The sequence below is a fragment of the Serratia sp. CY74737 genome, assembly GCF_052166775.1.
GTDB lineage: Bacteria > Pseudomonadota > Gammaproteobacteria > Enterobacterales > Enterobacteriaceae > Serratia > Serratia ureilytica.
In genome coordinates this window covers 157,356-183,748 of record NZ_JBJNOF010000013.1, presented here as the reverse complement: position 1 = coordinate 183,748, position 26,393 = coordinate 157,356, and the positions used below count along the sequence as shown (strand labels likewise).

Sequence of the window (26,393 nt, the reverse complement as noted above, 5' to 3'; positions counted from 1 at the left end):
GCTGTTCAAGGTCACTTCAATTTCAACCGAAAGTATCAACCACTATGTCGCTGCCCTTTGACGTGCACCGCCTGCTGCCGGCCTTCCTCGCCGCCGCGCAGGCGCAAAATTTCTCCGCCGCCGCCCGCCAGCTGGGCGTCACGCCGGCGGCGGTCAGCAAAAACATCCGCGCGCTGGAAGAGAAGCTGGCGCTGCGGCTGTTTCAGCGCAACACCCACAACGTGCTGCTGACCGACGAGGGCAAAGCGCTGCTGGCGCAGGTGGCGCCGCTGTGGCAGGCGTTGGCGGCGACGCTGGAAAGCGCCGGCGGCGAGCGGCAGGCGCCGGCCGGGGTGGTGCGCGTCACGATGATCCCCGGCTTCGGCCGCCAGATGCTGATGCCGTTGATCCCGCAATTTCTGGCGCGCTACCCGCAGATCGATCTCGATCTGTCGCTGGACGCCCGGGTGGTGAATCTGGTGGGCGAAGGCTTCGACGTCGGCATCGGCAGCCGGGTCGATCCCGACAGCCGGCTGGTGGCCCGCCCGCTCTACCCGATGCACATGGTGCTGGCGGCGTCGCCCGACTATCTGGCGCGGCGCGGTGAACCGCAAACGCCGCACGATCTGCTGCGACACGACTGCCTGCTGCACCGCAACCCCAGCAACGGCCGCCACGTCAAATGGCAGCTGCGCCATCAGGGCGAAACGCTGGCGCTGGATCTGAACGGCCGATTGGTGGTGAGCCGCCCGGAAATGTTGCTGGATGCGGCGCTGGCCGGGCTGGGCATCGTCAACCTGGCGCGCTGGTACCTCGAAAAGCACTTTGAGCAGGGCACGCTGCGGCCGGTGCTGGCGGAGTGCTGGCCGCGCCCGGTGCAGCTGTGGCTCTATTACGCCTCGGCGGATCTGCCGCCGCGGGTGCGCGTCTGGGTTGATTTTCTGCTGGCGCATTTTCGCGATCGGCCAGTGAGCGATTGACGACTGTTCAGCTTGCGCACGCTCTTCCGTTTTCCTTGTTCTACATCAAAAGAATCTCGCCAATATCTATATATAGTGCATTAAGAATTGCGAACACCTATATATAGTAGTTATCCACAAAATCATCCACACGCCGCCACAGCCCTTGCGCGCTGCGGCTTTGCCCTGTGGATAAGCGAAATTTGACGGTTGCTCGCCACGCCAGGCGGGTATGAACGCTCCCTCGGGGAACAAGGAGTACAACGTGAAACCAGTAGTGATTAAGCGGGACGGTTGCCAGGTACCTTTTGACGAAGCGCGCATCGCGCAGGCCATCGAGCGCGCCGCGCTGGCGGTGGGCGTGGTCGACGCCGACTACTGCGCCACCGTCGCCCGCGTGGTCGCTCAGCGCATGGAGCAGCAGCCGCGCGTCGATATCCACGAGATCCAGCAGGCGGTGGAAAACCAGCTGATGGCCGGCGAGTACAAACAGCTGGCGCGCGCCTATATCGAATACCGCCACGATCGCGACGTGGCGCGCGAGCTGCGCGGCCGCCTGAACCAGGAAATTCGCGGCCTGGTCGAGCAAAGCAACCGCGCGCTGCTGAACGAAAACGCCAACAAGGACAGCAAGGTGATCCCCACCCAGCGCGACCTGCTGGCGGGCATCGTCGCCAAACACTACGCCAAGCAGCACATCCTGCCGCGCGACGTGGTGCTGGCCCATGAACGCGGCGAAATTCACTACCACGATCTCGACTACTCGCCGTTCTTCCCGATGTTCAACTGCATGCTGATCGATCTGAAAGGCATGCTGACCAACGGCTTCAAGATGGGCAACGCCGAGATTGAGCCGCCGAAGTCGATCTCCACCGCCACCGCCGTGACCGCACAGATCATCGCCCAGGTCGCCAGCCATATTTATGGCGGCACCACCATCAACCGCATCGATGAAATTCTGGCGCCGTTCGTCGACGAGAGCTTCCGCAAACACCTGCAGGTGGCGGAAGAGTGGCAGATCCCGGATGCCAAAGGCTATGCCATGGCGCGCACCGATAAAGAGTGTTACGACGCCTTCCAGTCGCTGGAGTACGAGGTCAACACCCTGCACACCGCCAATGGCCAGACGCCGTTCGTCACCTTCGGCTTCGGCCTTGGCACCAGCTGGGAGTCGCGCCTGATCCAGCGCTCGATCCTGAAAAACCGCATCGCCGGGCTGGGCAAAAACCGCAAGACCGCCGTGTTCCCCAAACTGGTGTTCGCCATCCGCGACGGCCTCAACCACCAGTACGGCGATCCGAACTACGACATCAAGCAGCTGGCGCTGGAGTGCGCCAGCAAGCGCATGTACCCGGACATCCTCAACTACGATCAAGTGGTTAAAGTCACCGGCTCGTTCAAAACGCCGATGGGCTGCCGCAGCTTCCTCGGCACCTACGAGCAGGACGGCGAACTGGTGCACGACGGCCGCAACAACATCGGCGTCATCAGCCTCAACCTGCCGCGCATCGCGCTGGAGGCGATGGGCGATGAGTCGCGCTTCTGGGCGCTGCTGGATCAGCGCCTGCAGCTGGCGAAAAAGGCCCTGATGACGCGCATCGCCCGGCTGGAAGGCATCAAGGCGCGGGTGGCGCCAATCTTGTACATGGAAGGCGCCTGCGGCGTGCGGCTTAAGGCCGACGACAACATCGCGGATATCTTCAAGAATGGCCGCGCCTCGATTTCGCTGGGCTACATCGGCCTGCACGAGACCATCAACGCGCTGTTCGGCGGCAAAAACCACGTGTATGACGACGAGGCGCTGCGCGCCAAAGCGGTGGCGATCGTCGCGCAGCTGCGCGCCGCCGTCGACGCCTGGAAAGACGAGACCGGCTACGGCTTCAGCCTCTACAGCACGCCGAGCGAGAACCTGTGCGATCGCTTCTGCCGGCTGGACACCGCCGATTTCGGCGTGGTGCCCGGCGTCACCGACAAGGGCTATTACACCAACAGCTTCCACCTCGACGTGGAGAAGAAGGTCAATCCGTACGACAAGCTGGACTTCGAAGCGCCCTACCCGCCGTTGGCCAGCGGCGGCTTCATCTGCTACGGCGAGTACCCGAACCTGCAGCACAACCTGAAGGCGCTGGAAGACGTGTGGGACTACAGCTACACCCGGGTGCCTTACTACGGCACCAACACGCCGATCGACGAGTGCTACGAGTGCAGCTTCACCGGTGAATTCTCCTGCACCAGCAAGGGCTTCACCTGCCCGAAATGCGGCAATCACGACTCGGCTAAGGTCTCGGTCACCCGCCGGGTGTGCGGCTATCTCGGCAGCCCCGATGCCCGGCCGTTCAACGCCGGCAAGCAGGAAGAGGTGAAACGCCGGGTGAAACACCTCGGCAACGGGCAGCTCGGCTGAAAAGCACCGCGCAGCTTATGCAGAAGCCTGTTCATCAGGCGTGATTGTCGCCGCCAGTTTGCCTTCGGCCAGCGCGCACCAACCGGAGCGTACACGCAGTACGTGAGGATTGGGAGCACTGGCCGGAGGCAAAATGGCCAGTAAAATAGCCTGATGGGCAGGTCTCACATGAATTATCACCAGTACTACCCGATCGACGTCGTCAACGGCCCCGGCACCCGCTGCACGCTGTTTGTCGCCGGCTGCGTGCACCAGTGCCCCGGCTGCTACAACAAAAGCACCTGGCGGCTCAACTCCGGCCAGCCGTTTACCCCGGCACTGGAAGACCGCATCATCGCCGATCTGAACGATACCCGCGTGCCGCGCCAGGGGCTGTCGCTCTCCGGCGGCGATCCGCTGCATCCGGCCAACGTCCCGAGCATCTTGCAGTTGGTGAAACGGGTGCGCGCCGAGTGCCCCGGCAAGGATATCTGGCTGTGGACCGGCTACCGGCTGGCGGAGTTGGACGCGCAGCAAATGCAGGTAGTAGACAGGATCAACGTGCTGATCGACGGCAAGTTCGTGCAGGATTTGAAAGACCCGGCGCTGATTTGGCGCGGCAGCAGCAACCAGGTGGTGCATAGGTTGCGTTGAGCTAGCTGCACAGACTCGATCTGGCAGCGCTACGGCACGGCGTTAATCTGATGGGCTGCGTTGTGCCAGGAGCGGATGTTGCGAACATTACGACACATTCAGTCAAGATATCTAAAATCACATGGCACGGTTATACGTGGGTGTTTACATTACCTTGATGAAAGGAAGGCAATGATGCAAGAATGGGCCGATCAGTTGGAAAAGAACTCTTCTAATCAAGAATAGGACAAATGAAGGCCAATCAGCGTCATATCTGAACAAGGATGCTAAAAGAATAAATGCTATTTGAGTATGCCCTCCATAAAAATACAAACAAGATTGTTCACGTTGATTCCGTTCCTAACGGCAAACGCTGTGAATGCATCTGTAAGAACTGTGGGGACGCTCTGGTAGCAAAGAACAACGGTAGGGTAGTCAGACACCATTTCTCGCATACAACAAAAGAAGAAAGCCGAGACTGTCAAATGACACAGTTGCACATCGGGATGCAACAACACTTCTTATCGATATCCAAGTTTACCCTTCCCCAAAATTCGTTATCCCTAGATGATACTGACTTCTTTGTTCCTGAATTTACCACAGACGTCAGTAAATCATCCCTTGAGTACAAGATCGGCAAATACTGGGCAGATGTGTACCTAGAAACAGGTGTTGGTGATGTAGCAATCGAAGTCTGGGTTACCCATGAATGTGATGAAGAGAAGAGACAATATTATATCGACCAGCAGATTGACTCGATTGAGTACCGTTTTCCACCTAATGAAAACAGGAGCATTGACGAATGGATCGCTCTACTAAAAGTTAACAGCGTAGACTACAAATGGATCTACCACTCAGCTCTAGAGGAAAAGAAGCTCAAGCATTTGGAAAAGGTTGAACAAGAAAAGCAGCGAGCCAAAGCTGAAAGAGAATCTAAAGTACACGAACTCGTTAAGCGTTCTATGAAAGATAAAACGCTGTATCTCCCCTGCATACGTCAAGACATAGAACTCGAACACAATGGTAATACGCATAACATAAATCGAGAGGTATTTACTGCTCGCACCGTTACATGTCAAAAAGTCTCGCTGATGTTTGAGTCTGATGAGTGTGTCATTCTCGATGTAGTTACTGGAGGCAGAACGATCAGAGTTGCTTATTCATACTCAAGCTGTATTCCTGAATTGCTGCCTCTTGCTGATAAATATGCGATATGTAATTACTTTGACGATGAATCTAACGTCATTCATTGCTCATGGTTGAAACATCCTTCTGTAGAGGTAAGCATTCAGAAAAGAAGGAGCCAATATATACTAGAGTTAATTAATATCGAAAAATTACGTCATATAAAAGAAGAGGTTGAATCGCTAGCCTCCGAGTACTCAAACGGATACAACACATTTTTCAAGAAACACTATTCGTTTTGGAAAGAATGGATGATTAAGAGACATCTTTTCAAACCAGTATTAGACAAGAAAGGACCCTCTTTCCCACGACACCTGAAAATGAATCGAAAACATGAACAACTATGGCCTTTTCAGACGTTTCACATTCTTGTTTTAAGTACTCTTGCCGAAATCGTCGATTCATACCCGATTAAAAAACCAATATATTATCGGGATCTATTCATGGAAATAGCACAACATTATGGTTTGTCAGAGCAATATCAAAATATATTAAAAGAATTTAAATCCTTGAAGAGGCCTTCTTCTTTTGATGAGCTTATCGATGAAGAGAGCATTATAGAAAAATCTCTTGAACCCTATGCAGCGCTTGAGCTTGTGTTATTGCGAAAAGATCATGTTATAAGAAAAGACTCTCTGGTATCCTCATTGAAAGTTTAATTAGCGAACAAAATAATATAATTATTCTGAATTAACACAGTATAGGCATTATGATATCCTGCTTTTTATCAACTTCACCACCTATGTCTATTTTAGGTTGATCAGATTAACATTTCGAATAAACAAGTTCTTAATTCACATCCTGTGTGTCCGCTTCTCGCTCAAAGCCGCCTGGTAGATAACGCAGTCTTCTACCCACAAAACCTGACAGCCCAGCCCCAGAGCTAAGCCCCCTCACCCCCCTCGCCAATAACGCCCCCTTAAATAAAGCCATTCGTTTTTCTGCCTCCGAATGGCTGAGATAAACCGCGGTGCCGTTTCTTAAACGTTCAAAGGCGGCATCTACCCTCTCACGCAGCGCTTGCTCCAGCAACATCACCTGTACGTCCATTTCAGGTTTATTCCGCTGTTCCATTCTCATTTCCTCCTTTGAGACAGCATCAGGTCACGAATCCGTTACACCAGCCCCATCCCCACCACGCCGGTCAGCACGCCGCACAGCGCCACCAGCGCCGCCGTCAGGCACAGCGCCCGGGCAGAGAAGGCCTTGTTGAGCATCAGCAGCGAAGGCAGGCTGACCGCCGGCAGGGTCATCAGCAGCGCCAGCGCCGGGCCTGCGCCCATGCCCGCCAGCATCATGGTCTGCACGATCGGGATCTCCGCCGCGGTGGGGATAACGAACAGGCAGCCGACGATCGCCAGCGCGATGATCCACAGCAGGCTATTGTCGACGGCGCCGTCGGCGTGCGGGAACAGCCAGACCCGCGCCGCGCCCAGCGCCAGCACCGCCAGCACATAGATCGGGATGGTCGACCAAAACAGCGCCCACAGCGCTTTGCCCCAGCGGACAAGGAACGGTTGCTCGTCGCTCTGCGCCGTCATCACCGGCGGCTGCGGCGCGGCGGGTTGCGGGTCATTGGCGGTCACGCGCTGCACCAGCCAGGCGATGCCCAGCACCATCACCACACCTGCCACCAGGCGGATGGCGGCGAACGGCCAACCGAGCACAAATCCCATGAACACCAGCGTCGCCGGGTTCAATACCGGGTTGGCGAGCCAAAAGGCCAGCGCGGCGCCGCTGGACACCGACTGGCGGCGCATGCCGGCGGCAACCGGTGCGGCGCAGCAGGTGCACATCATGCCCGGCAGCGCGATCAGCGCCCCCAGCACGGTGCCGGAAAAACGCCGGTAGCCGAGCGTGCGCGCCAGCCAGTCGCGCGGGATCAGCACCTGCACCAGCGAACCTAACAGCACCCCGAGCAGCGCCGCCTTCCACACCGCGGTGAAGTAGACCAGCGCGTACTGCCAGGCCGCCAGCCAGGGGCTCGCAGCGCCGTCGGCCAGGATCGATTTGCCGATCGAGTGGCTGTCCGCCGCCACGAAGGCTTTGCCGTAGTAAGGCTGCCATTTGACGTAGTAGAGGCCGACGGCCACCACCAGCAGAAACAGGATCGGTTTCCACAGCGGCCAGGCGCGTGGGGCGTGTTCAGGGGCGTTCAGAGGTTGCGGCATGGTCGCGGCCAGAGTCAGTCAACAAAGGCGCCAGCATAGCGCGCCGCCGCCGCCCGTGCACGCCCGGGCTGTCCTAAATAGTTCATCTGTTCGCCACCGACGCGTAACGCGATTGTCATCTGCGCCCGGCACCATGATGCCAACGTGAAAACCACAGGGTAGACGCACGATGAAACGCACCGCTTCCGTCTTCATCGCACCGCCATCGGCATGACGAGGTTTTTATTATGATGGAGTTATCTAGACATCCGACCACTTACCCCACCCGCTATCAGCAGATCGCCGCGCAGCTGGAACAGGAGCTGCGCACGCAATACCGCTGCGGCGACTACCTGCCTTCTGAACAGCAGCTGGCCGAGCGTTACCAAGTCAATCGCCACACCCTGCGCCGCGCGGTGGATCAGCTGGTGGAGCGCGGCTGGCTGCAGCGCCGCCACGGCGTCGGCATTCTGGTGCTGATGCGGCCTTACGACTACCCGCTGCACGCCAATACCCGCTTCAGCCAGAACCTGTTCGAGCAGGGCAGCCACCCCACCAGTGAGCGCTTACTCGCAGTCTTGCGCCCGTGCAATGGGCATGTCGCCAGCGCGCTCTCGCGTGAAGAAGGCGAAATGGTGATCCACCTGCGCACCCTGCGCCGGGTCAACGGCGTGCCGATGAGCGTGATCGACCACTATCTGCCCGATCTGGACTGGTGGCCGGCGCTGCAGCAGTTCCACAGCGGTTCGCTGCACCAGTTTATCGAACAGCACCTCCAGCAGCCGCTGACCCGCCGCCAGACGCGCATCAGCGCGCGCCGCGCGCAGGCCAAAGAGAGCCGGCTGTTGGAGATCGCCACCCACGCGCCGTTGCTGTGCGTGCGCACCCTTAACGTCCGCAGCGGCGGCGAAGACGTGGCGGAATACTCCGTCAGCCTGGCCCGCGCCGACATGATTGAACTGACGATGGAGCACTGAATGCACGCCTTAGAGTCGAGACAACGCTGGATGTCGGTGCTGGCGCACAGCCGGCCCGAGCAGCTGCGCAGCCACTGGCAGGCGCTGAACCTCAGCCCGGGTTACCGCAGCATCCGCGCGCCGGAGATCGGCCTGGCCCAGCTGCAGGGGCGCATGGGCGCCACCGGCCGCCGCTTCGTGTTGGGGGACATGACGGTCACCCGTGCGGTAGTGCAGCTGGACAACGGCGGCTACGGCTACAGCTATATCGCCGGGCGCGACAAGGCGCACGCCGAGCTGTGCGCGCTGGCCGATGCGCTGCTGCAACAGCCGGAACACGGCGAACGCCTGCAACAACAGCTGATCGCGCCGCTGGCCGCGCTGCAGCACGAACAGCACCAGCTGCGCACCCGGACGATCGCCGCCAGCCGGGTGGACTTCTTTACGCTGGTGCGAGGGGATTAAGCCATGAGTTTATTGACCGGTTTTGAACAACCGATAGACCAATCGCAGCACGCTTTCCGTTTGATTCTTAAAGCCTTGAGCGAACCGGGCCACCGGGTGACGCTGCCGGGCGGCCCGGCCTGGGCGCCGCTGAACGCCGCCAGCACCGCCGCGCTGCTGACGCTGGCCGACCAGGAAACGCCGCTGCAGCTGTGTGCGGCGCTTAAAAGTGAGCAAGTGCTAACAAACATTCGTTTTCACAGCGGCGCGCCGCTGGCCACCGCGGCGCAGGAGGTCTGTTTTGCCCTGTTCGATGAGCAGCTGCAGGCCGCCGATCTGCAGGCGTTGCCGCACGGCACGGAAATCTCGCCGGAATGCGGCGCCACGGTCATCGTACAGCTCGGCGAGCTGGAGAACGGCGCCGCGCTGCGCCTGACCGGCCCCGGCATCGAGAGCCAACGCCTGATAGCGCCGCGCCTGCCGCCGGCGCTGCTGGATTACCTGGTCAACCGCCCGCAGCGCTTCCCGCTGGGGCTGGATATTTTGCTGACCTGCGGCGATCGCCTGCTGGCGATCCCGCGGACCACCCGCGTGGAGGTGTGCTGATGTACGTAGCGGTAAAAGGGGGCGAAAAAGCCATTGAGGCCGCCCATCAGCTGCAGGAACAGCTGCGGCGCGGCGACGAGGCGCTGCCGGCGATCGGCGCGGAACAAATCGAACAGCAGCTGGGGCTGGCGGTGGATCGGGTGATGACCGAAGGCGGCATCTACGATCGCGAGCTGGCGGCGCTGGCCATCAAACAGGCCAGCGGCGATCTGGTGGAGGCAATCTTCCTGCTGCGCGCCTATCGCACCACCCTGCCGCGCCTGGCGGTCAGTGAGCCGCTGGCCAGCGAAAATATGCGGCTGGAGCGACGCATCTCGGCGGTTTACAAGGACTTGCCCGGCGGCCAGGTGCTGGGGCCGACCTATGACTACACCCATCGGCTGCTGGATTTCGCGCTGCTGGCGGAAGGCGAGGCGCCGCGCGCGCCGCAGGCCGACGAACCGCTGCCGGACAACTGCGGCCACGTGTTCGATCTGCTGTGTCGCCAGCAGCTGGCGCGGGAGGAACAGGACGACGGCAGCGCGCCGGACGACATCACCCGCAATCCGCCGGTTTACCCCTGCTCGCGCTCGGCGCGCCTGCAGCAGCTGGTGCGCGGCGACGAAGGTTTTCTGCTGGCGCTCGGCTACGCCACCCAGCGCGGCTACGGCCGCAACCACCCGTTCGCCGGCGAGATCCGCACCGGCCACGTTTCGGTGGAGATCGTGCCTGAAGAGCTCGGTTTCGCCATCGATATCGGCGAAATCCTGCTGACCGAGTGCGAAATGGTCAACGGCTTCGTCGATCCCAAAGACCACCCGCCGCACTTCACCCGCGGTTACGGGCTGGTGTTCGGCCGCGCCGAACGCAAGGCGATGGCGATGGCGTTGGTGGATCGCGCATTGCAAAGCCCCGACTACGGCGAAGGCGTCGCCGGCCCGGCGCAGGACGAAGAGTTCGTGCTGGCCCACGCCGACAACGTCGAGGCCGCCGGCTTCGTCTCCCATCTCAAGCTGCCGCACTACGTCGACTTCCAGGCCGAACTGGAGCTGCTCAAGCGGCTGCGGCAGGAATACAGCGAGCGTCAGGAGGCCCGCGATGAGTGAAGTATTGACCGGCTATAACCTCGGTTATCTGGACGAGCAGACCAAGCGCATGATCCGCCGCGCCATCCTCAAAGCGGTGGCGATCCCCGGCTACCAGGTGCCGTTCGGCGGCCGTGAGATGCCGATGCCCTACGGCTGGGGCACCGGCGGCATTCAGCTCACCGCCAGCGTTATCGGCCGCGCCGACGTGCTGAAGGTGATCGACCAGGGCGCCGACGACACCACCAACGCGGTGTCGATCCGCCGCTTCTTCCAGCGCGTCGCCGGGGTGGAAACCACCGAACGCACGCCGGAGGCCACGCTGATCCAGACCCGTCACCGCATTCCGGAAACCGCGCTGCGCGAAGACCAGATCCTGATCTATCAGGTGCCGATCCCGGAGCCGCTGCGCTTTATCGAACCGCGCGAAACCGAGACCCGCAAGATGCACGCGCTGGAGGAGTACGGCGTGATGCAGGTGAAGCTGTATGAAGACATCGCGCGCTACGGCCATATCGCCACCACCTACGCCTATCCGGTGAAGGTCAACGATCGCTACGTGATGGATCCGTCGCCGATCCCGAAATTCGACAACCCGAAAATGCACATGATGCCAGCGCTGCAGCTGTTCGGCGCCGGGCGCGAGAAACGCATCTACGCCCTGCCGCCGTTCACCAAGGTGGAGAGCCTGGACTTCGACGACCATCCGTTCAGCGTGCAGCAGTGGGACGAACCCTGTGCGCTGTGTGGCTCGCGCCACAGCTATCTCGACGAGGTGGTGCTCGACGATCGGGGCAACCGCATGTTCGTCTGTTCGGACACCGACTACTGCCGGCAGCAGCTGGCGCAATCTTCGCAAGAGGCGCAGCACTGATGACTTCCACCCCTTTGAGCACCACCCCGCTGCTGTCGGTGAACCGGCTCACCCACCTGTACGCCCCCGGCAAGGGCTTCAGCGACGTGTCGTTCGATATCTACCCCGGTGAAGTGCTGGGCATCGTCGGCGAATCCGGCTCCGGCAAAACCACGCTGCTGAAGTCGATCTCGGCGCGGCTGGCGCCGCAGCGCGGGCAGATCCTTTACCGCCCGCAGGCGGGCCAGGAACACGATCTGTACGCCATGGCGGAGAGCGATCGCCGCCGCCTGCTGCGCACCGACTGGGGCGTGGTGCACCAGCACCCGCTCGACGGGCTGCGGCCGCAGGTCTCCGCCGGCGGCAACATCGGCGAGCGGCTGATGGCCATCGGCCAGCGCCACTATGGCGACATTCGCCGCCAGGCCGGCCAGTGGCTGGAAGACGTCGAAATCCCGCTGTCGCGCCTCGACGATCTGCCGACCACCTTCTCCGGCGGCATGCAGCAGCGGCTGCAGATCGCCCGCAATCTGGTCACCCACCCCAAGCTGGTGTTTATGGACGAGCCGACCGGCGGGCTGGACGTGTCGGTGCAGGCGCGCCTGCTCGATCTGCTGCGCAATCTGGTGGTGGAAATGCAGCTGGCGGCGGTGATCGTCACTCACGATCTCGGCGTGGCGCGGCTGCTGGCCCACCGCCTGCTGGTGATGAAACAGGGCGAAGTGGTGGAGAGCGGCCTGACCGATCGGGTGCTCGACGATCCGCACCATCCTTATACCCAGCTGCTGGTTTCTTCGGTGCTGTCGTAACCCAAGGCGATAACAGATGACTATGCAAATCCGAGTTGAACATCTCAGTAAAACCTTTGTGCTGCATCAGCAGTACGGCACCCGCCTGCCGGTGCTGCACGACGCCAACCTGACGGTCCACGGCGGCGAATGCGTGGTGCTGCACGGCCACTCCGGCAGCGGCAAATCCACCCTGCTGCGTTCGCTGTACGCCAACTACCTGCCGGACAGCGGCCATATCTGGATCAACCACCAGGGCGACTGGCTGGACATGGTCAGCGCCGACGCGCGCCAGATTCTGGCGGTGCGCCGCCATACGCTGGGCTGGGTCAGCCAGTTCCTGCGGGTGATCCCGCGCATCAGCGCGCTGGAGGTGGTGATGCAGCCGCTGCTGGAACAGGGCGTCGAGCGCGCCGAGTGCCGAGAACGCGCCGAAGCGCTGCTCGCCGCGCTCAACGTGCCGCAGCGCCTGTGGCCGCTGGCGCCGTCCACCTTCTCCGGCGGCGAACAGCAACGGGTGAACATCGCGCGCGGCTTTATCGTCGATTACCCCATTCTGTTGCTGGACGAACCGACCGCCTCGCTCGACAGCCGCAACAGCGCGGCGGTGGTACAGCTTATCGAACGCGCCAAGGCGCGCGGCGCGGCGATCGTCGGCATTTTCCATGATGAAGGCGTCCGCCAACGGGTCGCCGACCGACTTTATGACATGCAGGCGCCACAGGCGCTGGAGGCCCTCTGATGATCGTCAATAACGTTAAGCTGGTGCTGGATAACCAGGTGGTGCAAGGCTCGCTGGAGATGCAGGACGGCGTGATCCGCAGCTTCGCCGACGGCCCGAGCCGGCTGCCGCAGGCGCTGGACGGCGACGGCGGCTGGCTGCTGCCGGGGCTGATCGAGCTGCATACCGACAACCTGGATAAGTTCTTTACCCCGCGCCCGAACGTCGACTGGCCGGCCCATTCGGCGATGAGCAGCCACGACGCGCTGATGGTGGCCAACGGCATCACCACGGTGCTGGACGCGGTGGCGATCGGCGACGTGCGCGACGGCGGCCACCGGCTGGAAAACCTGCAGAAGATGATCGATGCGGTGATCCACAGCCAGCGCGCCGGGGTGAACCGCGCCGAGCACCGGCTGCACCTGCGCTGCGAGCTGCCGCACGAGAGCACGCTGCCGCTGTTCGAACAGCTGATGGACAAGCCGGGCGTGTCGCTGGTGTCGCTGATGGACCATTCGCCGGGCCAGCGCCAGTTCGCCTCGCGCGAAAAGTACCGCGAATATTATCAGGGCAAATACCACCTCAACGATCAGCAGATGAGCGAGTACGAAGCGCAGCAGGTCGCCCTGTCCGCCCGCTGGGCCGCGCCGAACCGCGAGGCGATCGCCGCCCACTGCCGCGCACGCCGCATCTCGCTGGCCAGCCATGACGACGCCACCGCCGCGCACGTGGCCGAATCCTGCGCGCTCGGCAGCGCCATCGCCGAGTTCCCCACCACCGAGGCGGCCGCCCGCGCTTCGCACCAGCAGGGCCTGCAGGTGCTGATGGGCGCGCCGAACATCGTGCGCGGCGGCTCCCACTCCGGCAACGTGGCGGCGCACCACCTGGCGGCGCTGGGGGTGCTGGATATCCTCTCTTCCGATTATTACCCGGCCAGCCTGCTGGACGCGGCGTTTCGCCTCGCGGCGGACGAACGCAACGCCTACGATCTGCCCCAGGCGGTGCGCATGATCACCCGCAACCCGGCGCGGGCGCTGGATCTGCAGGATCGCGGCACCCTCGCCGAAGGATTGCGGGCGGATCTGGTGCTGGCGCGGCCGCACGGCGAGCACGTTTACGTGCAGAACGTGTGGCGCCAGGGCAGGCAGGTGTTCTGATGGCGCGGCTCATCTATCTGATGGGGCCTTCCGGCGCAGGCAAGGACAGCCTGCTGGCTGCGCTGCGGGCCGACGCCGATCGCGCGCCGCTGGTGGCGCACCGTTACATCACCCGGCCGGCGGACGCCGGCTGTGAGAATCACATCGCGCTGAGCGAACCCGAATTTCTGCGCCGCCGCGCCAAGGGGCTGTTCGCGCTCGACTGGCAGGCCCACCAGCAGCGCTACGCGTTCGGGATCGAAGTGGATCTTTGGCTGCTGCAGGGGATCGACGTAGCGGTCAACGGTTCACGCGCCCACCTGCCGCAGGCGCAGCAGCGCTACGGTGCGCAGCTGCTGCCGGTATGCCTGCAGGTCAACGCCGCGATCCTGCGCCGGCGCCTGCAGGATCGCGGACGGGAAAGCGCTGAACAGATCGAGCAGCGGCTGGCGCGGGCGGCGGAATATCAGCAGAGTCTGCCCGCCGGCTGCCGGGTGCTGCACAACGACGGCCCACTCGACGATACCCTGGCGGCGCTGTTGGCGCTGCTGCCTACCGCCACCCGACAAGCTCAGGATGCGACGCCATGAACGACTTTTCCCAGCCGAAAATCGGCGACAACGTGACCCTTAACCGCACCCGGCTCGGCCAGTATGTGCACCTGGCCGACGATGCGATCCTGGAAGAGGTGGAGATGGGGGACTACTCCTACACCGCCGGGCACAACCAGATCTTTTACGCCACTATCGGCAAGTTCGTCTCCATCGCCTCCTATGCGCGCATCAATCCCGGCAACCACCCGACCTACCAGCGCATCGCGCAGCACCACTTCACCTATCGCGCTTCCGAATACGGGCTGGGGGAAGACGACGCGACGTTCTTCGACTGGCGGCGCGAGCACCACGTCACCGTCGGCCACGACGTGTGGATCGGCCATAACGCCATCCTGATGCCGGGCGTCAGCGTCGGCAACGGCGCGGTGATCGGCAGCGCGGCGGTGGTCACCAAGGACGTGGAGCCTTACAGCATCGTCGCCGGCGTGGCGGCCAAAAAGATCGGCATGCGCTTTGACGACGCGCTGATAGAGCGTATCGAACGCAGCCAGTGGTGGCACTGGGATCACGCCACGCTGCAGGCGCGGCTGGCGGATTTTCGCGACATCAACCGCTTTGCGCAGAAGTACCTTTAACGGAGGGGGAGCGATGCAACTGACCTTTCTCGGCACCGGCGGCGCGCAGCAGGTGCCGGTGTTCGGCTGCGACTGCCTGATCTGCCAACGGGCGCGGCGCGAGCCGGCATTTCGGCGGCGCGCGTGCAGCGCCATGCTCAACTATCAGGGGGAAACGACCTTATTGGATGCGGGATTGCCGGCTTTGGAGCGGCGATTTTCGGCGGGGCAAATTCAACGTTTTTTACTGACACATTACCACATGGATCACGTTCAGGGGTTATTTCCTTTGCGTTGGGGGTGCGGAAATTCCATTCCGGTGTATGGCCCGCCGGATGAACAGGGCTGCGACGATCTGTTCAAACACCCCGGCATTCTGGCGTTTCAGCCGCCGTTAGCGCCCTTCGCCACCGTCGAGCTGGGCGGCATGCGCATCACCCCGCTGCCGCTGCAACACTCCAAACTGACCCACGGCTATCTGATCCAGGCGGCGGGCGCTGCGCTGGCCTACCTGACCGACACCGTCGGCCTGCCGCCGGCCACCGCCGACTATTTGCAGAACGTGGCGCTGGATCTGCTGGTGCTCGACTGCAGCCTGCCGCCTCAGCCGCAGGCGCCGCGCAACCACAACGACCTGACCCGCGCGCAGGAGACGCAGCGGTTGCTGCAGCCCAAGCGCACGCTGCTGACGCACATCAGCCATCATCTCGATCTGTGGCTGCTGGACAACGAACTGCCCGCCGGGCTGGAGCTGGCGTTCGACCACCTCAGCGTCAGCCTCGGTAGCAGTGCAGCCGATCCGACTCCAGCACCCTGACCCCTTCGCCCGGCGTGAACGCCTGCTGCAGCAGCGTCTGCGCCACGTCTTTGGCGGCGACGGCGCGCCATTTGCCGGGCAGCAGCCTGAACAGCGGCAGCGTGAGGCGCTCCATCAGGCGCGGCGCAGGGCGATCCCCCACCAGCATGGAGGGCCGCACCAGCGTCAGGCGCGGCCAGTGCTGTTCGCGCAGCGCCTGCTCCATCTCGCCTTTGGTGCGGTTATACAGGAAGGTGGAATCCGCGTTGGCGCCCAACGCACTCACCACCAGACAGTGCTGCGCCCCCAACCGGCGGCCGGTCAGCGCACTCTCCACCACCAGTTGGTAATCGACGTAGCGGAAGGCATCGGCGCTGCCCGCCGCCTGGCGGGTGGTGCCCAGGCAGCAGAACACCAGATCGACCGGCTGCTGCAGGCCGCTCAGCAGCTCGAACAGCGCATCGCCGACCGGGTTGGTCAGCTTGCCGTGCGGCGGCAGCGGCGTGCGCGTCGGCGCCACGATGGCCGTTACCTGCGGATCGCTTTGCAACAGCAGCAGCAACTCGCGCCCCACCAGCCCGGTTGCGCCGACTAACAGTGCTCGCGCCATGCAATCTCCCGTTGTAATCAATACATCGACTTAAAGTATAGACCGCGCCCAATGCAGCTTCTTGCCGAAGCCGAGGGTGTTGTCGGTCATCTTCACCTCGTGCAGATCCAGCCGCCAAACCGAGGCCTTCATCGCCCTGGCGATCGGGAAGCGCTTGCAGTAACGCGCGCGCGCCGCCTCGGCTTCTTCGCCGCTCAGCAGCACCGCCTCGGCGCGGTACTGCACGCCGCGGATCAGCGCGATGCTTTTCGGTTTCGGCGCGATGGTGCCGACCACCCGGCCGCTGTTCAGCATCAGCCCGCCGTGGCGGGTGTGCGGTTCGGTCATCAGCCACAGCGCCATCGTCACGGCGTCGAACACGTAAAAACAGTTGGCGCACCACATGTCGAGGCCGTCGCCGGCGCACAGCGTCAAGACGTGTTGCTTGCCGATGAAATCCGCAATCTGCTGCCGTTGTTCTGGGGTATTCAAGGTTACTCGCCTCCCTGTTCACTCACTTCATCTTACCCTGCGTTGTTGAAGCGAGTCACAAATAACGATAATCACCAAAAATCCCATGCGAATATAAAATCACAATATCTGTATTTTTACTCATTTCAGCATCAGGCGGGTTTATAACATAAAAAAAACAAGCCGGATTTATTTGATCGTTAGGCAACCGATTAATTGCGCCATTCTTTTATTCCCACCCTGACGGCACGCAAATTTAGCGCGTCTGCCCGGCGCCGATTAGCAATTTATTTACATGCTCATTTGTCTGCCTGGCCGCATTTTATGCAACTCACTGCATAATCAATGAATAGTTATTTATAAACACCGGCATTTATGTGATGGAAATCACGATTTTCTGCCCATCTTGCGTTAAAATAGCGCCATCTTTTCACTCAGCAAGGTGGATTAGAAAATGGAAAACAATAACCGAAAAATGGCGCACATCAGGCGCACAACCCATATTATGATGATGGCTCATCGCAGCTGCTTTAGTTTCGCATTCTTCAACTACAGATAACCCTCACCCCCTCGCTCTTACGCCGTTGTTAAGAGTGTCTTTGCGTTTCACTTTATTCTCCGCACTCCGGTGATAATGTCTTTCCCCCGCAAACCGGGAAGGGCGCGCAATACATTTTTAATACCGTAAAAGAGCCTCCAAGAAAAATAAAACAAAGAACACAGTTAATGTCTTAGGGCATCACTGGGTTCTCGTACACCTTTATTTTCGTGAAGGCGTTAGCGGCAAATGGAATTATTTGCCGACGGCGCGCCTTTGCCTGAAGAATGAGAAAAATGAAAAAATTAAAAATTGCCGCCAACACCCAAACCCTCGGCTGCTTTGAAACTGAACGCGACATCGTCGATGTGCACCACAGCGATTTTAATGACGTCGCCGCCATCGTGCTGTCGGTAGAAGACGTCGCGCAAGGCATGGTGGTGCGCATCGAAGAGCACTGCCTGAACATTCCGCTGTTCGTCGCCGTCTGCTGCGAAGAAGAGCTGGATAACGCCGTATTGCCGGCGCTGCACGGTGTGTTTGAGCTGTGCGGCAAGAATACCCAGTTCTACGGCAAACAGCTGGAGGCCGCCGCCGCCAAGTATGAGAGCGAGCTGCTGCCGCCGTTCTTCAATACGCTGACGCAGTACGTGGAAATGGGCAACGCCACCTTCGCCTGCCCCGGCCACCAGGGCGGCGAGTTCTTCCGCAAACACCCGGCGGGCCGCCAGTTCTTCGACTTCTACGGCGAAACGCTTTTTCGCTCCGACATGTGCAACGCCGACGTCAAACTGGGCGATCTGTTGATCCACGAAGGCGCGCCTTGCGCGGCGCAGCAGCACGCCGCCAAGGTGTTCAACGCCGACAAGACCTACTTCGTGCTCAACGGCACCTCGGCCTCGAACAAGGTGGCGACCAACGCCCTGCTGACGCGCGGCGATCTGGTGCTGTTCGACCGCAACAACCATAAATCCAACCACCACGGCGCGTTGATCCAGGCCGGTGCCACGCCGGTGTATCTGGAAACCGCCCGCAACCCGTTCGGCTTTATCGGCGGCATCGACGCGCACTGCTTCGACGAACGCTACCTGCGCCAACAGATCCGCGAAGTGGCGCCGGAACGCGCCAACGAAGCCCGCCCGTTCCGCCTGGCAATCATCCAGCTCGGCACCTACGACGGCACCATCTACAACGCCCGCCAGGTGGTCGACAAGATTGGCCACCTGTGCGATTACATCCTGTTCGACTCCGCCTGGGTGGGCTATGAGCAGTTCATTCCGATGATGAAAGACTGCTCGCCGCTGCTGCTGGAGCTGAACGAAAACGATCCCGGCATCATCGTCACCCAGTCGGTGCACAAACAGCAGGCCGGCTTCTCGCAAACCTCGCAGATCCACAAAAAAGACAAGCATATCAAGGGGCAGAGCCGCTACTGCAACCACAAGCGCTTCAACAACGCCTTTATGCTGCACGCCTCCACCAGCCCGTTCTATCCGCTGTTCGCCGCGCTGGACGTCAATGCCAAGATGCACGAGGGCAAAAGCGGCCAGCGCCTGTGGCAGGAGTGCGTGCGCGTGGGGATCGAAGCGCGCAAAATGCTGCTGGACACCTGCACGATGATCAAACCGTTCGTACCGGATCAGATCGACGGCAAACCGTGGCAGGCCTATGACACCGCGGCGATGGCCAACGATCTGCGCTTCTTCAACTTCGTGCCCGGCGAAAAATGGCACGCCTTTGAGGGCTATGCCGAATCGCAGTACTTCGTCGATCCGTGCAAACTGCTGCTCACCACGCCGGGCATCGATACCGCCACCGGCAGCTACAGCGAATTCGGCATCCCGGCGACCATTCTGGCCAACTACCTGCGCGAAAACGGCATCGTGCCGGAAAAATGCGATCTCAACTCGATCCTGTTCCTGCTGACGCCGGCGGAAGACATCGCCAAGATGCAGCATCTGGTGGCCCTGATCGCCCGCTTCGAGAAGCACATCGAGCAGAACTCCCTGCTCAGCGAGGTGCTGCCTGCGGTCTATAAAAACCACCAGCAGCGCTACAAAAACTACACCATCCGCCAGCTGTGCCAGGAAATGCACGACCTTTACGTCAGCTACGACGTTAAAGAGCTGCAAAAAGAGATGTTCCGCAAAAGTTATTTCCCGCGCGTGGTGATGAATCCGCAGGACGCCAATACCGAGTTTGTACGCGGCAACGTGGAATTGGTCTCGCTGGCCAAGGCCGAGGGGCGCATCGCCGCCGAAGGCGCCCTGCCTTACCCTCCTGGCGTGCTGTGCGTCGTGCCCGGTGAAATTTGGGGCGGCGCCGCGCAGCGTTATTTCCTGGCATTGGAAGAAGGCATCAACTTATTGCCGGGATTCGCGCCGGAATTGCAGGGCGTTTATATCCAACAGGATGAGGACGGCTGGAACCGCGCTTACGGCTACGTCATGAAAAATTAATCACCTTACGGGGCGGCGATTATTCTCGCCGCCCGGATCGCATCCTAAAAGAGAAAATGATCATGAGTAAGTCCAACAATAAAATGGGGGTCGTGCAATTAACGATCCTGACCGCCGTGAATATGATGGGTTCCGGCATAATTATGCTGCCGACCAAGCTGGCCGAAGTGGGCACGATTTCGATCGTTTCCTGGCTGGTGACCGCCGTCGGCTCGATGGCGCTGGCCTACGCGTTCGCCAAATGCGGCATGTTCAGCCGTAAATCCGGCGGCATGGGCGGCTACGCCGAATACGCCTTCGGTAAATCAGGCAACTTCATGGCGAACTACACCTACGGCGTTTCGCTGCTGATCGCCAATATCGCCATCGCCATTTCCGCCGTCGGCTACGGCACCGAGCTGTTCGACACCACGCTCAGCCCGCTCGGGATCTGTATCGCCACCATCGGCGTGCTGTGGCTGGCGACCGTCGCTAACTTCGGCGGCGCGCGCATCACCGGCAAAATAAGCGGCATCACCGTCTGGGGCGTGATCATTCCGGTGGTGGGCATCTCGGTCATCGGCTGGTACTGGTTCAGCGGCAGCGCCTACGTCGCCGCCTGGAACCCGCATCAGGTGCCGACCTTCGAAGCCATTGGCGCCTCGATCTCAATGACCCTGTGGGCGTTCCTGGGGCTGGAATCCGCTTGCGCCAACACCGACGTGGTGGAAAATCCGGAGCGCAACGTGCCGATCGCCGTACTGGGCGGCACACTCAGCGCGGCGGTGATCTATATCGTTTCGACCAACGTGATCGCCGGCATCGTGCCAAACATGGATCTGGCCAACTCCACCGCCCCGTTCGGGCTGGCGTTCTCCCACATGTTCAATCCGACGGTCGGCAAGATCATCATGGCGTTGATGGTGATGTCCTGCGTCGGCTCGCTGCTCGGTTGGCAGTTCACCATCGCCCAGGTGTTCAAATCCTCCGCCGACAGCGGCTTCTTCCCGAAAATCTTCTCCAAGCTGAGCAAGGCCGACGCGCCAGTCAAAGGCATGCTGACCATCGTCGTCATCCAGAGCGGTTTGTCTCTGATGACCATCAGCCCGTCGCTGAACAAGCAGTTCAACGTGCTGGTGAACCTGGCGGTGGTGACCAACATCATCCCGTACATCCTGTCGATGGCGGCGCTGGTCATTATTCAGAAAGTGGCGAAGGTGCCGGACAACAAGGCGCGCATCGCCAATATCATCGCCGGCATCGGCGCGCTGTACAGCTTCTATGCGCTTTACAGCTCCGGTGAGGAAGCGATGATGTGGGGCGCCATCGCCACCTTCCTCGGCTGGACGCTGTACGGCATTGTCTCGCCGCGCTTCGAGCTGGCGGGAAAAAAGGGGTAAAGCGGTAAGGCTCCGGCGGCCGGGGATGGGATTGTGACGGCGAACATGCCATCATACGCCTACCCTGGCCACCGAAACGGCGTACGATGACCGACACTACCCCCACTCCCTGGCACCTCTACATGCTGCGTTTACCGAGCGGCATGCTGTATACCGGCATCACCACCGACGTGGCGCGCCGCTTGGCGCAACATCAAGCCGGCAAAGGCGCCAAGGCGCTGCGCGGTAAAGGGGAGCTGACGCTGGCGTTTCACTGCCAGGTGGGGGATCGCTCAACGGCGCTGAAGCTGGAATACCGCGTCAAACAGCTGAGCAAAATACAAAAAGAGCGGCTGGTGAATCACCCGCCGCTGTCGTTGGAGTCTCTATTGCCGGTCGTTAAAAGCGATTAAACGGCGCCGAAAACGCCACTTCGCCGCTGACGCCATTCAGAGCGTCTTGCGCCAGCGGATACACCTGGAATGCGCTTTCCGTGTCCGGCCAGCGACAATTCAGGCCATAGGCGGCGGCCAGTTTGAAACCGAAGCGGCCGTAATAGGCCGGATCGCCCAGCACCACCACCGCGGCGTAGCTGAATTCGTTCAGCGAATCCAACCCCTCGTACACCAGCTTTTCAGCCAGCCCCTGACGGCGCAGGCTTTCATCTACCGCCAGCGGCGCCAGCGCCACCCATTGGCGATCTTCGCCGGCCACATCCACCGGGCTGAACGCGGCGTAACCCACTACGCCGCCTTCGTCGTCAGTGGCGACCACGCCCAGCGTCAGCAGGCCGTCTTCGCGCAGCTGCTGCACCAGGTCGGCTTCGTCGTCGCGGCCAAAGGCGCGGCGCAGCAAGGCATCGATACCCGCCGCGTCTACCGGTATCTCTACGCGGATCAGCATGATGCCGCCACACGGGAAGCCGACGCCGTGCCCTCCTGCAGCCCTGCTTCGACAAAATCAGCCAACTGCAACAGCCCCATGCGCAGCGGCGCAGGCATGCTTTCCAGCTCAATGGCGTCCATCAAATTTTTCACATACAGGCCCAATTCGGTATCCCCTTCAATCTGCAGCCGACGCTGAAAGAACAGCGTATCCGGATCTTGCTTACGCGCCGCGATCAGGATCAGATCGTTGGCGTCGCCGCTGAAGCTGACGTCCGCTTCGGCGTGCTGGCTGACCACCAGTTTGTCGTTTTCTACCGTCATAAACCATTGTAGCGCCAGATCGCGAACTTCGATCTTTAACCAGCGCGATTCGAGAAATTCCAGATCGCCATCCGCCAACGCCTGGCGGAACTGCCAGCTCAGCACCTGTTGCAGCAGTTGGCGCTGCAGAGCGAACGGCGTGAATTTCAGCGGGATGCGCAGCAGCGACGGCCCCTGGCGCACAAGACGTGCTCGTAGTTGTTCCAACACGGTCATCCACTCCTTTCAATTCGGACTACCGCTATTTTGCCACACTGACGCGCGGCTTCAGCGGTCTATATCAACAAATAGTGCATTTCACCGCCATGTTTATCAATACGCCATAAGCTGCCTCAAATCAAAACCCGTGCGCGCCCCTTTGCCTAAAATGGCCTCCCCGATTCGCGTTTGCCGGCGGAACACCGTCGTCGGCAACCTTTAAAGACAGCGTGCGCCCGGCCGGGCGTACGGCTAAGCCAGGATAAATCTATGGAGCTGCTTTGTCCCGCCGGCAACCTGCCGGCCCTGAAGGCCGCGGTGGATAACGGCGCCGATGCCGTTTACATCGGGCTGAAAGACGATACCAACGCGCGCCACTTCGCCGGCCTCAACTTCACCGAGAAAAAGCTGCAGGAAGCGGTCGATTACGTGCATCGCCACGGCCGCAAACTGCATATCGCCATCAACACCTTCGCCCATCCCGACGGCTACGCCCGCTGGCAGCGCGCGGTGGATATGGCCGCCCAACTGGGCGCCGACGCGTTGATTCTGGCGGATCTGGCGATGCTGGAATACGCCGCCCAGCGCTACCCGCAGCTGGAACGCCACGTTTCGGTGCAGGCTTCCGCCACCAATGAGGAGGCGATCCGTTTCTACCAGCGCAACTTCGAGGTCGGCCGGGTGGTGCTGCCGCGGGTGCTATCGATGCACCAGGTGAAACAGCTGGCGCGCACCAGCCCGGTGCCGCTGGAAGTGTTCGCCTTCGGCAGCCTGTGCATCATGGCCGAGGGGCGCTGCTACCTCTCCTCCTACCTGACCGGCGAGTCGCCGAACACCGTCGGCGCCTGTTCGCCGGCGCGTTTCGTGCGCTGGCAGCAAACCGCACAGGGCATGGAGTCGCGCCTGAACGACGTGCTGATCGACCGCTATCAGGACCACGAAAACGCCGGTTACCCGACGCTGTGCAAGGGCCGCTATCTGGTGGACGACGTGCGCTACCACGCGCTGGAAGAGCCCACCAGCCTCAATACCCTGGAGCTGCTGCCGGAGCTGCTGGCCGCCAACATCGCTTCGGTGAAGATCGAAGGCCGCCAGCGCAGCCCGGCTTACGTCAGCCAGGTGGCGCGCGTCTGGCGCCAGGCGATCGACCGTTGCCAGGCAGATCCGGCCGCCTACCGCGCCGACGCCGCCTGGATGGAGACGCTGGGCGCGATGTCCGAAGGCACCCAAACCACGCTGGGCGCCTATCACCGCAAATGGCAGTAGCCGGAGGAAACATGAAATACGCACTCGGGCCGGTACTCTACTACTGGCCGAAAAACGACATCGCAACGTTCTATCAACAGGCGGCGGACAGCAGCGCCGACATCATTTATCTCGGCGAGAGCGTCTGCGCCAAGCGCCGCGAGATGAAGGTCGGCGACTGGCTGGCGCTGGCGCGCGAAATCGCCCGCAGCGGTAAACAGGTGGTGATCTCCACGCTGGCGCTGCTGCAGGCGCCGTCCGAACTGAATGAGCTGAAACGCTATGTGGAAAACGGCGAGTTCCTGTTTGAAGCCAACGATCTGGGCGCGGTGAACATGGCGGCGGAGCGCGGCCTGCCGTTCGTCGCCGGCCATGCGCTGAACTGCTACAACGCCTATACCCTGCGCCTGCTGCGCCGCCAGGGCATGATCCGCTGGTGCATGCCGGTCGAGCTGTCGCGCGACTGGCTGGCCAATCTGCTGACGCAGTGCGATGAGCTGGGCTTCCGCCACGACTTCGAGGTGGAGGTGCTGAGCTACGGCCATCTGCCGCTGGCCTATTCCGCGCGCTGCTTCACCGCCCGCTCGGAGAACCGCGGCAAGGACGAGTGCGAAACCTGCTGCATCAAGTATCCGCAGGGCCGCATGATGCGTTCGCAGGAACAACAGCAGGTGTTCGTACTCAACGGCATCCAGACGATGAGCGGTTACTGCTATAACCTCGGCAACGAGCTGCCGAACATGCAGGGGCTGGTGGACATCGTGCGGCTGTCGCCGCAGGGCGCCGAGACGCTGGCACAGATCGATGCCTTCCGCGCCAACGAGCGCGGCGAGCAGCCGCTGGCCTTGACCGACCACGCCGACTGCAACGGCTACTGGCGCCGCGTGGCGGGGTTGGAGTTGGTGGGGTGATGGAGGCCGGCGCCGGGCTTTCCCTCGCCTGAGGGGCCTTTCAACGCCATTATTCGGCTGGCCGCCCGCGAGGAGAATGCGCCCGAAACCACACATCGGGCGCATTCAGCCAGAACAACGGCAGGCGATTACCTTTTCAACGCAATTCGCTTTAATGACTGCCACAGGCGTTCTTTATCGCCAACTTTCAGGTGGGTTTGTTCCAGGGATTTCATAAAAACAAACCTGTCATTAAAGCGCTCGCCTTTCTTCAATTTATTGCTGACGCTGGTCAAAATCTGGGTATTCAGCCGGCTGATTTTCGCTCTCACACTGTCCAGCGATTCAGGCTGCCAGCCGTTTTCCGGCGCCGACAGCCAGTCTGCCCGGTAGCGATACTGAATCGCTTTGGCCGCATCCATTTGCGCCTGTATAAAAGGAGCCACCGACTTGCCATCCAATCCCAATGCTTCCGCCTCGCGGACTGAGTTGGTCAATACGTTGGCTTCCTGAGGCAAATCCTCAATGGCCAGATGGTTGTTTGCCTTATACCCGGCAACGTCTTTCATGTAAGACAATCGCTGGTTAATCAATGAGGCGGTCTCGTCGGTTTGAACAGGCTTTGCCACCGCCGTGATAGAGAAAAATAATCCAGCCAAAAGCAGCAACCCTCTCGTCACTTTAGAATCCATTTAACCTCTCCTGTTACAGCCCTGTTGGCAGTGGTTTTTGGCTCGCAACGAAATTCGCTATGCGTGCATAATCTTTTGCCACCGCCGGATGTTTGCGCCCGGGAAGAAACTCGAAGCTGCAGCGCTCGCCGTCTTTCACTAACTGCGACGCCAGATTCCTGACATTCAACCTTGGGTTATCCTCTATGCGCTGGAAGATCTCTTTCTCAAGATCGGTACTGTCCGGCTCCGCCCGCTCCTCGCGGCTGCCTAATAACAGCGATAACCAATCAATGCTTGCGGCAAGCTTAGCGTCGCCTTCGGGCAGCACCGCGCCATTCGCCCACCAGAGCGCGGGACTGGCGGCAACATAGCGCTGAAAAGCCGTTTGATGATGAAACGCCACGTATAAGGTGAAATGCCCGCCAAACGAATGCCCCGCCAGCGTTTGCATTTGCTTATTGACCTTAAAACGACATTCGACCCACGGTTTGACGACATCCTGAATAAATCGATAAAATTGCTCCGCTCCGCCCCCGTCTTTAAAGCGCTCGCTGCCATCGCTCACCGTATAGTCGAATGTGCGAGCCGCCTTAATATCGACCCCCTCCTGATAACCGATTCCAATATAAAGCACAGGGGATACATCATCACCGTGATAACCCGCCTTAATTAGGGTCTCAAAGTGTCTGTTGGCATCTAAAAAATACAACGGATTTAATTCGTTGCACCCAACATGCCGTTTATCGCATGCCAGGAAGACCTTATATTTTTGTCCATGATATTCAAACAGAACCGTTTGAACGCTTAATTTACCCGTCATACATCATGCTCCTTCATATTTATTACATAACGGCACCTATCTGAAACATCCCGTTTACAGACCAATCTCATGACTATGATCGAGCAATCCATTTAATTATCTTACAATTAATGATTTCCGCA

The 26,393-nt window shown here is 60.6% G+C and carries 29 protein-coding genes; 21 read left to right on the top strand and 8 right to left on the bottom strand.

Translation table 11 applies throughout. From position 1 onward, the window contains the following. Positions 1 to 44: 44 nt before the first annotated feature. The 4 genes from ACJ8PE_RS18340 (at position 45) to ACJ8PE_RS18325 (ending at position 5,798) form a co-directional block, all read left to right on the top strand. Positions 45 to 959: a LysR family transcriptional regulator gene (locus ACJ8PE_RS18340; RefSeq protein WP_033636854.1), complete on the top strand. Its 915-nt coding sequence runs from the start codon at positions 45 to 47 to the stop codon at positions 957 to 959. A 244-nt stretch (positions 960 to 1,203) separates the two neighbouring features. Then, positions 1,204 to 3,342 carry an anaerobic ribonucleoside-triphosphate reductase gene (gene nrdD / locus ACJ8PE_RS18335; protein WP_404769135.1) on the top strand — a complete coding sequence of 713 codons (2,139 nt, stop codon included), beginning with the start codon at positions 1,204 to 1,206 and terminating at the stop codon, positions 3,340 to 3,342. 168 nt (positions 3,343 to 3,510) lie between these two features. Then, on the top strand, positions 3,511 to 3,975 hold the full coding sequence (nrdG, locus tag ACJ8PE_RS18330; RefSeq protein WP_041037638.1) for an anaerobic ribonucleoside-triphosphate reductase-activating protein: 465 nt from the start codon (positions 3,511 to 3,513) through the stop codon (positions 3,973 to 3,975). Between the two features lie 464 nt (positions 3,976 to 4,439). Continuing rightward, a complete protein-coding gene (locus tag ACJ8PE_RS18325) occupies positions 4,440 to 5,798 on the top strand; it encodes a hypothetical protein (protein ID WP_232099423.1) in 1,359 nt (452 codons plus the stop codon). A gap of 130 nt (positions 5,799 to 5,928) precedes the next feature. On the opposite strand, the gene ACJ8PE_RS18320 is transcribed toward ACJ8PE_RS18325, so the two are convergent. Both ACJ8PE_RS18320 and ACJ8PE_RS18315 read right to left on the bottom strand, forming a co-directional pair. After that, complete coding sequence (locus ACJ8PE_RS18320) at positions 5,929 to 6,213, bottom strand: hypothetical protein (protein ID WP_197793326.1); 285 nt, start codon at positions 6,211 to 6,213, stop codon at positions 5,929 to 5,931. A 41-nt stretch (positions 6,214 to 6,254) separates the two neighbouring features. Further along, on the bottom strand, positions 6,255 to 7,310 hold the full coding sequence (locus ACJ8PE_RS18315) for a permease (RefSeq protein WP_442536828.1): 1,056 nt from the start codon (positions 7,308 to 7,310) through the stop codon (positions 6,255 to 6,257). A gap of 227 nt (positions 7,311 to 7,537) precedes the next feature. Here ACJ8PE_RS18315 and phnF point away from each other — a divergent pair, with 227 nt between their 5' ends. The 11 genes from phnF to phnP are packed head-to-tail and all read left to right on the top strand — an operon-like array spanning position 7,538 to position 15,842. After that, positions 7,538 to 8,266 (top strand): phosphonate metabolism transcriptional regulator PhnF, encoded by a 729-nt coding sequence (gene phnF / locus ACJ8PE_RS18310; RefSeq protein ID WP_015376439.1) that lies wholly within the window; start codon positions 7,538 to 7,540, stop codon positions 8,264 to 8,266. Continuing rightward, entirely contained in the window at positions 8,267 to 8,710 is a 444-nt protein-coding gene (phnG, locus tag ACJ8PE_RS18305) for a phosphonate C-P lyase system protein PhnG (RefSeq protein WP_197793308.1), read from the top strand. 3 nt (positions 8,711 to 8,713) lie between these two features. Further along, on the top strand, positions 8,714 to 9,295 hold the full coding sequence (gene phnH / locus ACJ8PE_RS18300) for a phosphonate C-P lyase system protein PhnH (protein WP_197793307.1): 582 nt from the start codon (positions 8,714 to 8,716) through the stop codon (positions 9,293 to 9,295). Then, positions 9,295 to 10,380, top strand: coding sequence for a carbon-phosphorus lyase complex subunit PhnI (locus ACJ8PE_RS18295; RefSeq protein WP_047572955.1), 1,086 nt, complete (start codon positions 9,295 to 9,297; stop codon positions 10,378 to 10,380). The genes phnH and ACJ8PE_RS18295 overlap by 1 nt, the downstream gene beginning before the upstream one ends. Then, positions 10,373 to 11,233, top strand: a complete 861-nt coding sequence (locus ACJ8PE_RS18290) for an alpha-D-ribose 1-methylphosphonate 5-phosphate C-P-lyase PhnJ (RefSeq protein WP_004933420.1) — start codon at positions 10,373 to 10,375, stop codon at positions 11,231 to 11,233. Before ACJ8PE_RS18295 ends, ACJ8PE_RS18290 begins: the two co-directional genes overlap by 8 nt. Further along, positions 11,233 to 12,021: a phosphonate C-P lyase system protein PhnK gene (gene phnK, locus ACJ8PE_RS18285; protein ID WP_033636845.1), complete on the top strand. Its 789-nt coding sequence runs from the start codon at positions 11,233 to 11,235 to the stop codon at positions 12,019 to 12,021. Before ACJ8PE_RS18290 ends, phnK begins: the two co-directional genes overlap by 1 nt. 16 nt (positions 12,022 to 12,037) lie before the next feature. After that, positions 12,038 to 12,742 (top strand): phosphonate C-P lyase system protein PhnL, encoded by a 705-nt coding sequence (gene phnL / locus ACJ8PE_RS18280; RefSeq protein ID WP_102779579.1) that lies wholly within the window; start codon positions 12,038 to 12,040, stop codon positions 12,740 to 12,742. Further along, on the top strand, positions 12,742 to 13,878 hold the full coding sequence (gene phnM / locus ACJ8PE_RS18275) for an alpha-D-ribose 1-methylphosphonate 5-triphosphate diphosphatase (RefSeq protein ID WP_197793305.1): 1,137 nt from the start codon (positions 12,742 to 12,744) through the stop codon (positions 13,876 to 13,878). The genes phnL and phnM overlap by 1 nt, the downstream gene beginning before the upstream one ends. Continuing rightward, the gene (phnN, locus tag ACJ8PE_RS18270) at positions 13,878 to 14,447 is read left to right on the top strand and encodes a ribose 1,5-bisphosphokinase (RefSeq protein WP_016929305.1); all 570 of its coding nucleotides are present in this window, start codon (positions 13,878 to 13,880) and stop codon (positions 14,445 to 14,447) included. The genes phnM and phnN overlap by 1 nt, the downstream gene beginning before the upstream one ends. Then, positions 14,444 to 15,046, top strand: a complete 603-nt coding sequence (locus ACJ8PE_RS18265; protein WP_197776734.1) for a DapH/DapD/GlmU-related protein — start codon at positions 14,444 to 14,446, stop codon at positions 15,044 to 15,046. The genes phnN and ACJ8PE_RS18265 overlap by 4 nt, the downstream gene beginning before the upstream one ends. A 13-nt stretch (positions 15,047 to 15,059) precedes the next feature. Further along, complete coding sequence (phnP, locus tag ACJ8PE_RS18260; protein ID WP_033641671.1) at positions 15,060 to 15,842, top strand: phosphonate metabolism protein PhnP; 783 nt, start codon at positions 15,060 to 15,062, stop codon at positions 15,840 to 15,842. Here the strand turns inward: phnP and ACJ8PE_RS18255 are convergent. Beyond that, a complete protein-coding gene (locus ACJ8PE_RS18255; RefSeq protein WP_442536827.1) occupies positions 15,799 to 16,431 on the bottom strand; it encodes an NAD(P)H-binding protein in 633 nt (210 codons plus the stop codon). The genes phnP and ACJ8PE_RS18255 overlap by 44 nt on opposite strands. A 30-nt stretch (positions 16,432 to 16,461) precedes the next feature. Beyond that, the gene (locus ACJ8PE_RS18250; RefSeq protein ID WP_197760307.1) at positions 16,462 to 16,902 is read right to left on the bottom strand and encodes a YhbP family protein; all 441 of its coding nucleotides are present in this window, start codon (positions 16,900 to 16,902) and stop codon (positions 16,462 to 16,464) included. A 433-nt stretch (positions 16,903 to 17,335) separates the two neighbouring features. Between ACJ8PE_RS18250 and speFL the strand changes: the two genes are divergently transcribed. The 4 genes from speFL to ACJ8PE_RS18230 all read left to right on the top strand — a co-directional run bounded on the left by speFL (position 17,336) and on the right by ACJ8PE_RS18230 (position 21,649). Then, entirely contained in the window at positions 17,336 to 17,440 is a 105-nt protein-coding gene (gene speFL / locus ACJ8PE_RS18245; RefSeq protein ID WP_004933443.1) for a leader peptide SpeFL, read from the top strand. A gap of 275 nt (positions 17,441 to 17,715) precedes the next feature. Further along, on the top strand, positions 17,716 to 19,878 hold the full coding sequence (gene speF / locus ACJ8PE_RS18240; RefSeq protein ID WP_197793303.1) for an ornithine decarboxylase SpeF: 2,163 nt from the start codon (positions 17,716 to 17,718) through the stop codon (positions 19,876 to 19,878). A gap of 62 nt (positions 19,879 to 19,940) precedes the next feature. Further along, complete coding sequence (gene potE, locus ACJ8PE_RS18235; protein WP_033648789.1) at positions 19,941 to 21,257, top strand: putrescine-ornithine antiporter; 1,317 nt, start codon at positions 19,941 to 19,943, stop codon at positions 21,255 to 21,257. A gap of 86 nt (positions 21,258 to 21,343) precedes the next feature. After that, positions 21,344 to 21,649, top strand: coding sequence for a GIY-YIG nuclease family protein (locus ACJ8PE_RS18230; protein WP_139120340.1), 306 nt, complete (start codon positions 21,344 to 21,346; stop codon positions 21,647 to 21,649). Here ACJ8PE_RS18230 and ACJ8PE_RS18225 read toward each other — a convergent pair. Both ACJ8PE_RS18225 and ubiT read right to left on the bottom strand, forming a co-directional pair. After that, on the bottom strand, positions 21,636 to 22,139 hold the full coding sequence (locus tag ACJ8PE_RS18225; RefSeq protein ID WP_197760308.1) for a GNAT family N-acetyltransferase: 504 nt from the start codon (positions 22,137 to 22,139) through the stop codon (positions 21,636 to 21,638). The genes ACJ8PE_RS18230 and ACJ8PE_RS18225 overlap by 14 nt on opposite strands. Next, positions 22,133 to 22,654: a ubiquinone anaerobic biosynthesis accessory factor UbiT gene (gene ubiT / locus ACJ8PE_RS18220; RefSeq protein WP_033644181.1), complete on the bottom strand. Its 522-nt coding sequence runs from the start codon at positions 22,652 to 22,654 to the stop codon at positions 22,133 to 22,135. The genes ACJ8PE_RS18225 and ubiT overlap by 7 nt, the downstream gene beginning before the upstream one ends. A 258-nt stretch (positions 22,655 to 22,912) precedes the next feature. On the opposite strand from ubiT, the gene ubiU reads away from it, so the two are divergent. Next, positions 22,913 to 23,908: a ubiquinone anaerobic biosynthesis protein UbiU gene (gene ubiU / locus ACJ8PE_RS18215; RefSeq protein ID WP_033641666.1), complete on the top strand. Its 996-nt coding sequence runs from the start codon at positions 22,913 to 22,915 to the stop codon at positions 23,906 to 23,908. Positions 23,909 to 23,919: 11 nt separating this feature from the next. Next, entirely contained in the window at positions 23,920 to 24,798 is an 879-nt protein-coding gene (locus ACJ8PE_RS18210) for a U32 family peptidase (RefSeq protein ID WP_046897988.1), read from the top strand. A 128-nt stretch (positions 24,799 to 24,926) separates the two neighbouring features. Here the strand turns inward: ACJ8PE_RS18210 and ACJ8PE_RS18205 are convergent, their stop codons facing one another. Both ACJ8PE_RS18205 and ACJ8PE_RS18200 read right to left on the bottom strand, forming a co-directional pair. Continuing rightward, positions 24,927 to 25,469 carry a chorismate mutase gene (locus tag ACJ8PE_RS18205; RefSeq protein ID WP_197760309.1) on the bottom strand — a complete coding sequence of 181 codons (543 nt, stop codon included), beginning with the start codon at positions 25,467 to 25,469 and terminating at the stop codon, positions 24,927 to 24,929. 13 nt (positions 25,470 to 25,482) lie between these two features. Continuing rightward, positions 25,483 to 26,271, bottom strand: coding sequence for an alpha/beta hydrolase (locus tag ACJ8PE_RS18200; RefSeq protein WP_197760310.1), 789 nt, complete (start codon positions 26,269 to 26,271; stop codon positions 25,483 to 25,485). Positions 26,272 to 26,393: the final 122 nt, after the last annotated feature.

Bases quoted from the DNA above. Each gene is read 5' to 3' on its own strand.
- ACJ8PE_RS18210 (WP_046897988.1), top strand. From the start codon at position 23,920: ATGAAATACGCACTCGGGCCGGTACTCTACTACTGGCCGAAAAACGAC.
- ACJ8PE_RS18255 (WP_442536827.1), bottom strand. From the start codon at position 16,431: ATGGCGCGAGCACTGTTAGTCGGCGCAACCGGGCTGGTGGGGCGCGAG.
- ACJ8PE_RS18230 (WP_139120340.1), top strand. From the start codon at position 21,344: ATGACCGACACTACCCCCACTCCCTGGCACCTCTACATGCTGCGTTTA.
- phnF (WP_015376439.1), top strand. From the start codon at position 7,538: ATGATGGAGTTATCTAGACATCCGACCACTTACCCCACCCGCTATCAG.
- phnP (WP_033641671.1), top strand. From the start codon at position 15,060: ATGCAACTGACCTTTCTCGGCACCGGCGGCGCGCAGCAGGTGCCGGTG.
- phnL (WP_102779579.1), top strand. From the start codon at position 12,038: ATGACTATGCAAATCCGAGTTGAACATCTCAGTAAAACCTTTGTGCTG.
- ACJ8PE_RS18315 (WP_442536828.1), bottom strand. From the start codon at position 7,310: ATGCCGCAACCTCTGAACGCCCCTGAACACGCCCCACGCGCCTGGCCG.
- ubiU (WP_033641666.1), top strand. From the start codon at position 22,913: ATGGAGCTGCTTTGTCCCGCCGGCAACCTGCCGGCCCTGAAGGCCGCG.
- nrdG (WP_041037638.1), top strand. From the start codon at position 3,511: ATGAATTATCACCAGTACTACCCGATCGACGTCGTCAACGGCCCCGGC.
- ACJ8PE_RS18290 (WP_004933420.1), top strand. From the start codon at position 10,373: ATGAGTGAAGTATTGACCGGCTATAACCTCGGTTATCTGGACGAGCAG.
- phnK (WP_033636845.1), top strand. From the start codon at position 11,233: ATGACTTCCACCCCTTTGAGCACCACCCCGCTGCTGTCGGTGAACCGG.
- speF (WP_197793303.1), top strand. From the start codon at position 17,716: ATGAAAAAATTAAAAATTGCCGCCAACACCCAAACCCTCGGCTGCTTT.
- phnG (WP_197793308.1), top strand. From the start codon at position 8,267: ATGCACGCCTTAGAGTCGAGACAACGCTGGATGTCGGTGCTGGCGCAC.
- phnM (WP_197793305.1), top strand. From the start codon at position 12,742: ATGATCGTCAATAACGTTAAGCTGGTGCTGGATAACCAGGTGGTGCAA.
- speFL (WP_004933443.1), top strand. From the start codon at position 17,336: ATGGAAAACAATAACCGAAAAATGGCGCACATCAGGCGCACAACCCAT.
- ACJ8PE_RS18295 (WP_047572955.1), top strand. From the start codon at position 9,295: ATGTACGTAGCGGTAAAAGGGGGCGAAAAAGCCATTGAGGCCGCCCAT.
- ACJ8PE_RS18320 (WP_197793326.1), bottom strand. From the start codon at position 6,213: ATGGAACAGCGGAATAAACCTGAAATGGACGTACAGGTGATGTTGCTG.
- ACJ8PE_RS18325 (WP_232099423.1), top strand. From the start codon at position 4,440: ATGACACAGTTGCACATCGGGATGCAACAACACTTCTTATCGATATCC.
- ACJ8PE_RS18340 (WP_033636854.1), top strand. From the start codon at position 45: ATGTCGCTGCCCTTTGACGTGCACCGCCTGCTGCCGGCCTTCCTCGCC.
- potE (WP_033648789.1), top strand. From the start codon at position 19,941: ATGAGTAAGTCCAACAATAAAATGGGGGTCGTGCAATTAACGATCCTG.
- ACJ8PE_RS18225 (WP_197760308.1), bottom strand. From the start codon at position 22,139: ATGCTGATCCGCGTAGAGATACCGGTAGACGCGGCGGGTATCGATGCC.
- phnN (WP_016929305.1), top strand. From the start codon at position 13,878: ATGGCGCGGCTCATCTATCTGATGGGGCCTTCCGGCGCAGGCAAGGAC.
- ACJ8PE_RS18265 (WP_197776734.1), top strand. From the start codon at position 14,444: ATGAACGACTTTTCCCAGCCGAAAATCGGCGACAACGTGACCCTTAAC.
- ACJ8PE_RS18205 (WP_197760309.1), bottom strand. From the start codon at position 25,469: ATGGATTCTAAAGTGACGAGAGGGTTGCTGCTTTTGGCTGGATTATTT.
- ACJ8PE_RS18200 (WP_197760310.1), bottom strand. From the start codon at position 26,271: ATGACGGGTAAATTAAGCGTTCAAACGGTTCTGTTTGAATATCATGGA.
- phnH (WP_197793307.1), top strand. From the start codon at position 8,714: ATGAGTTTATTGACCGGTTTTGAACAACCGATAGACCAATCGCAGCAC.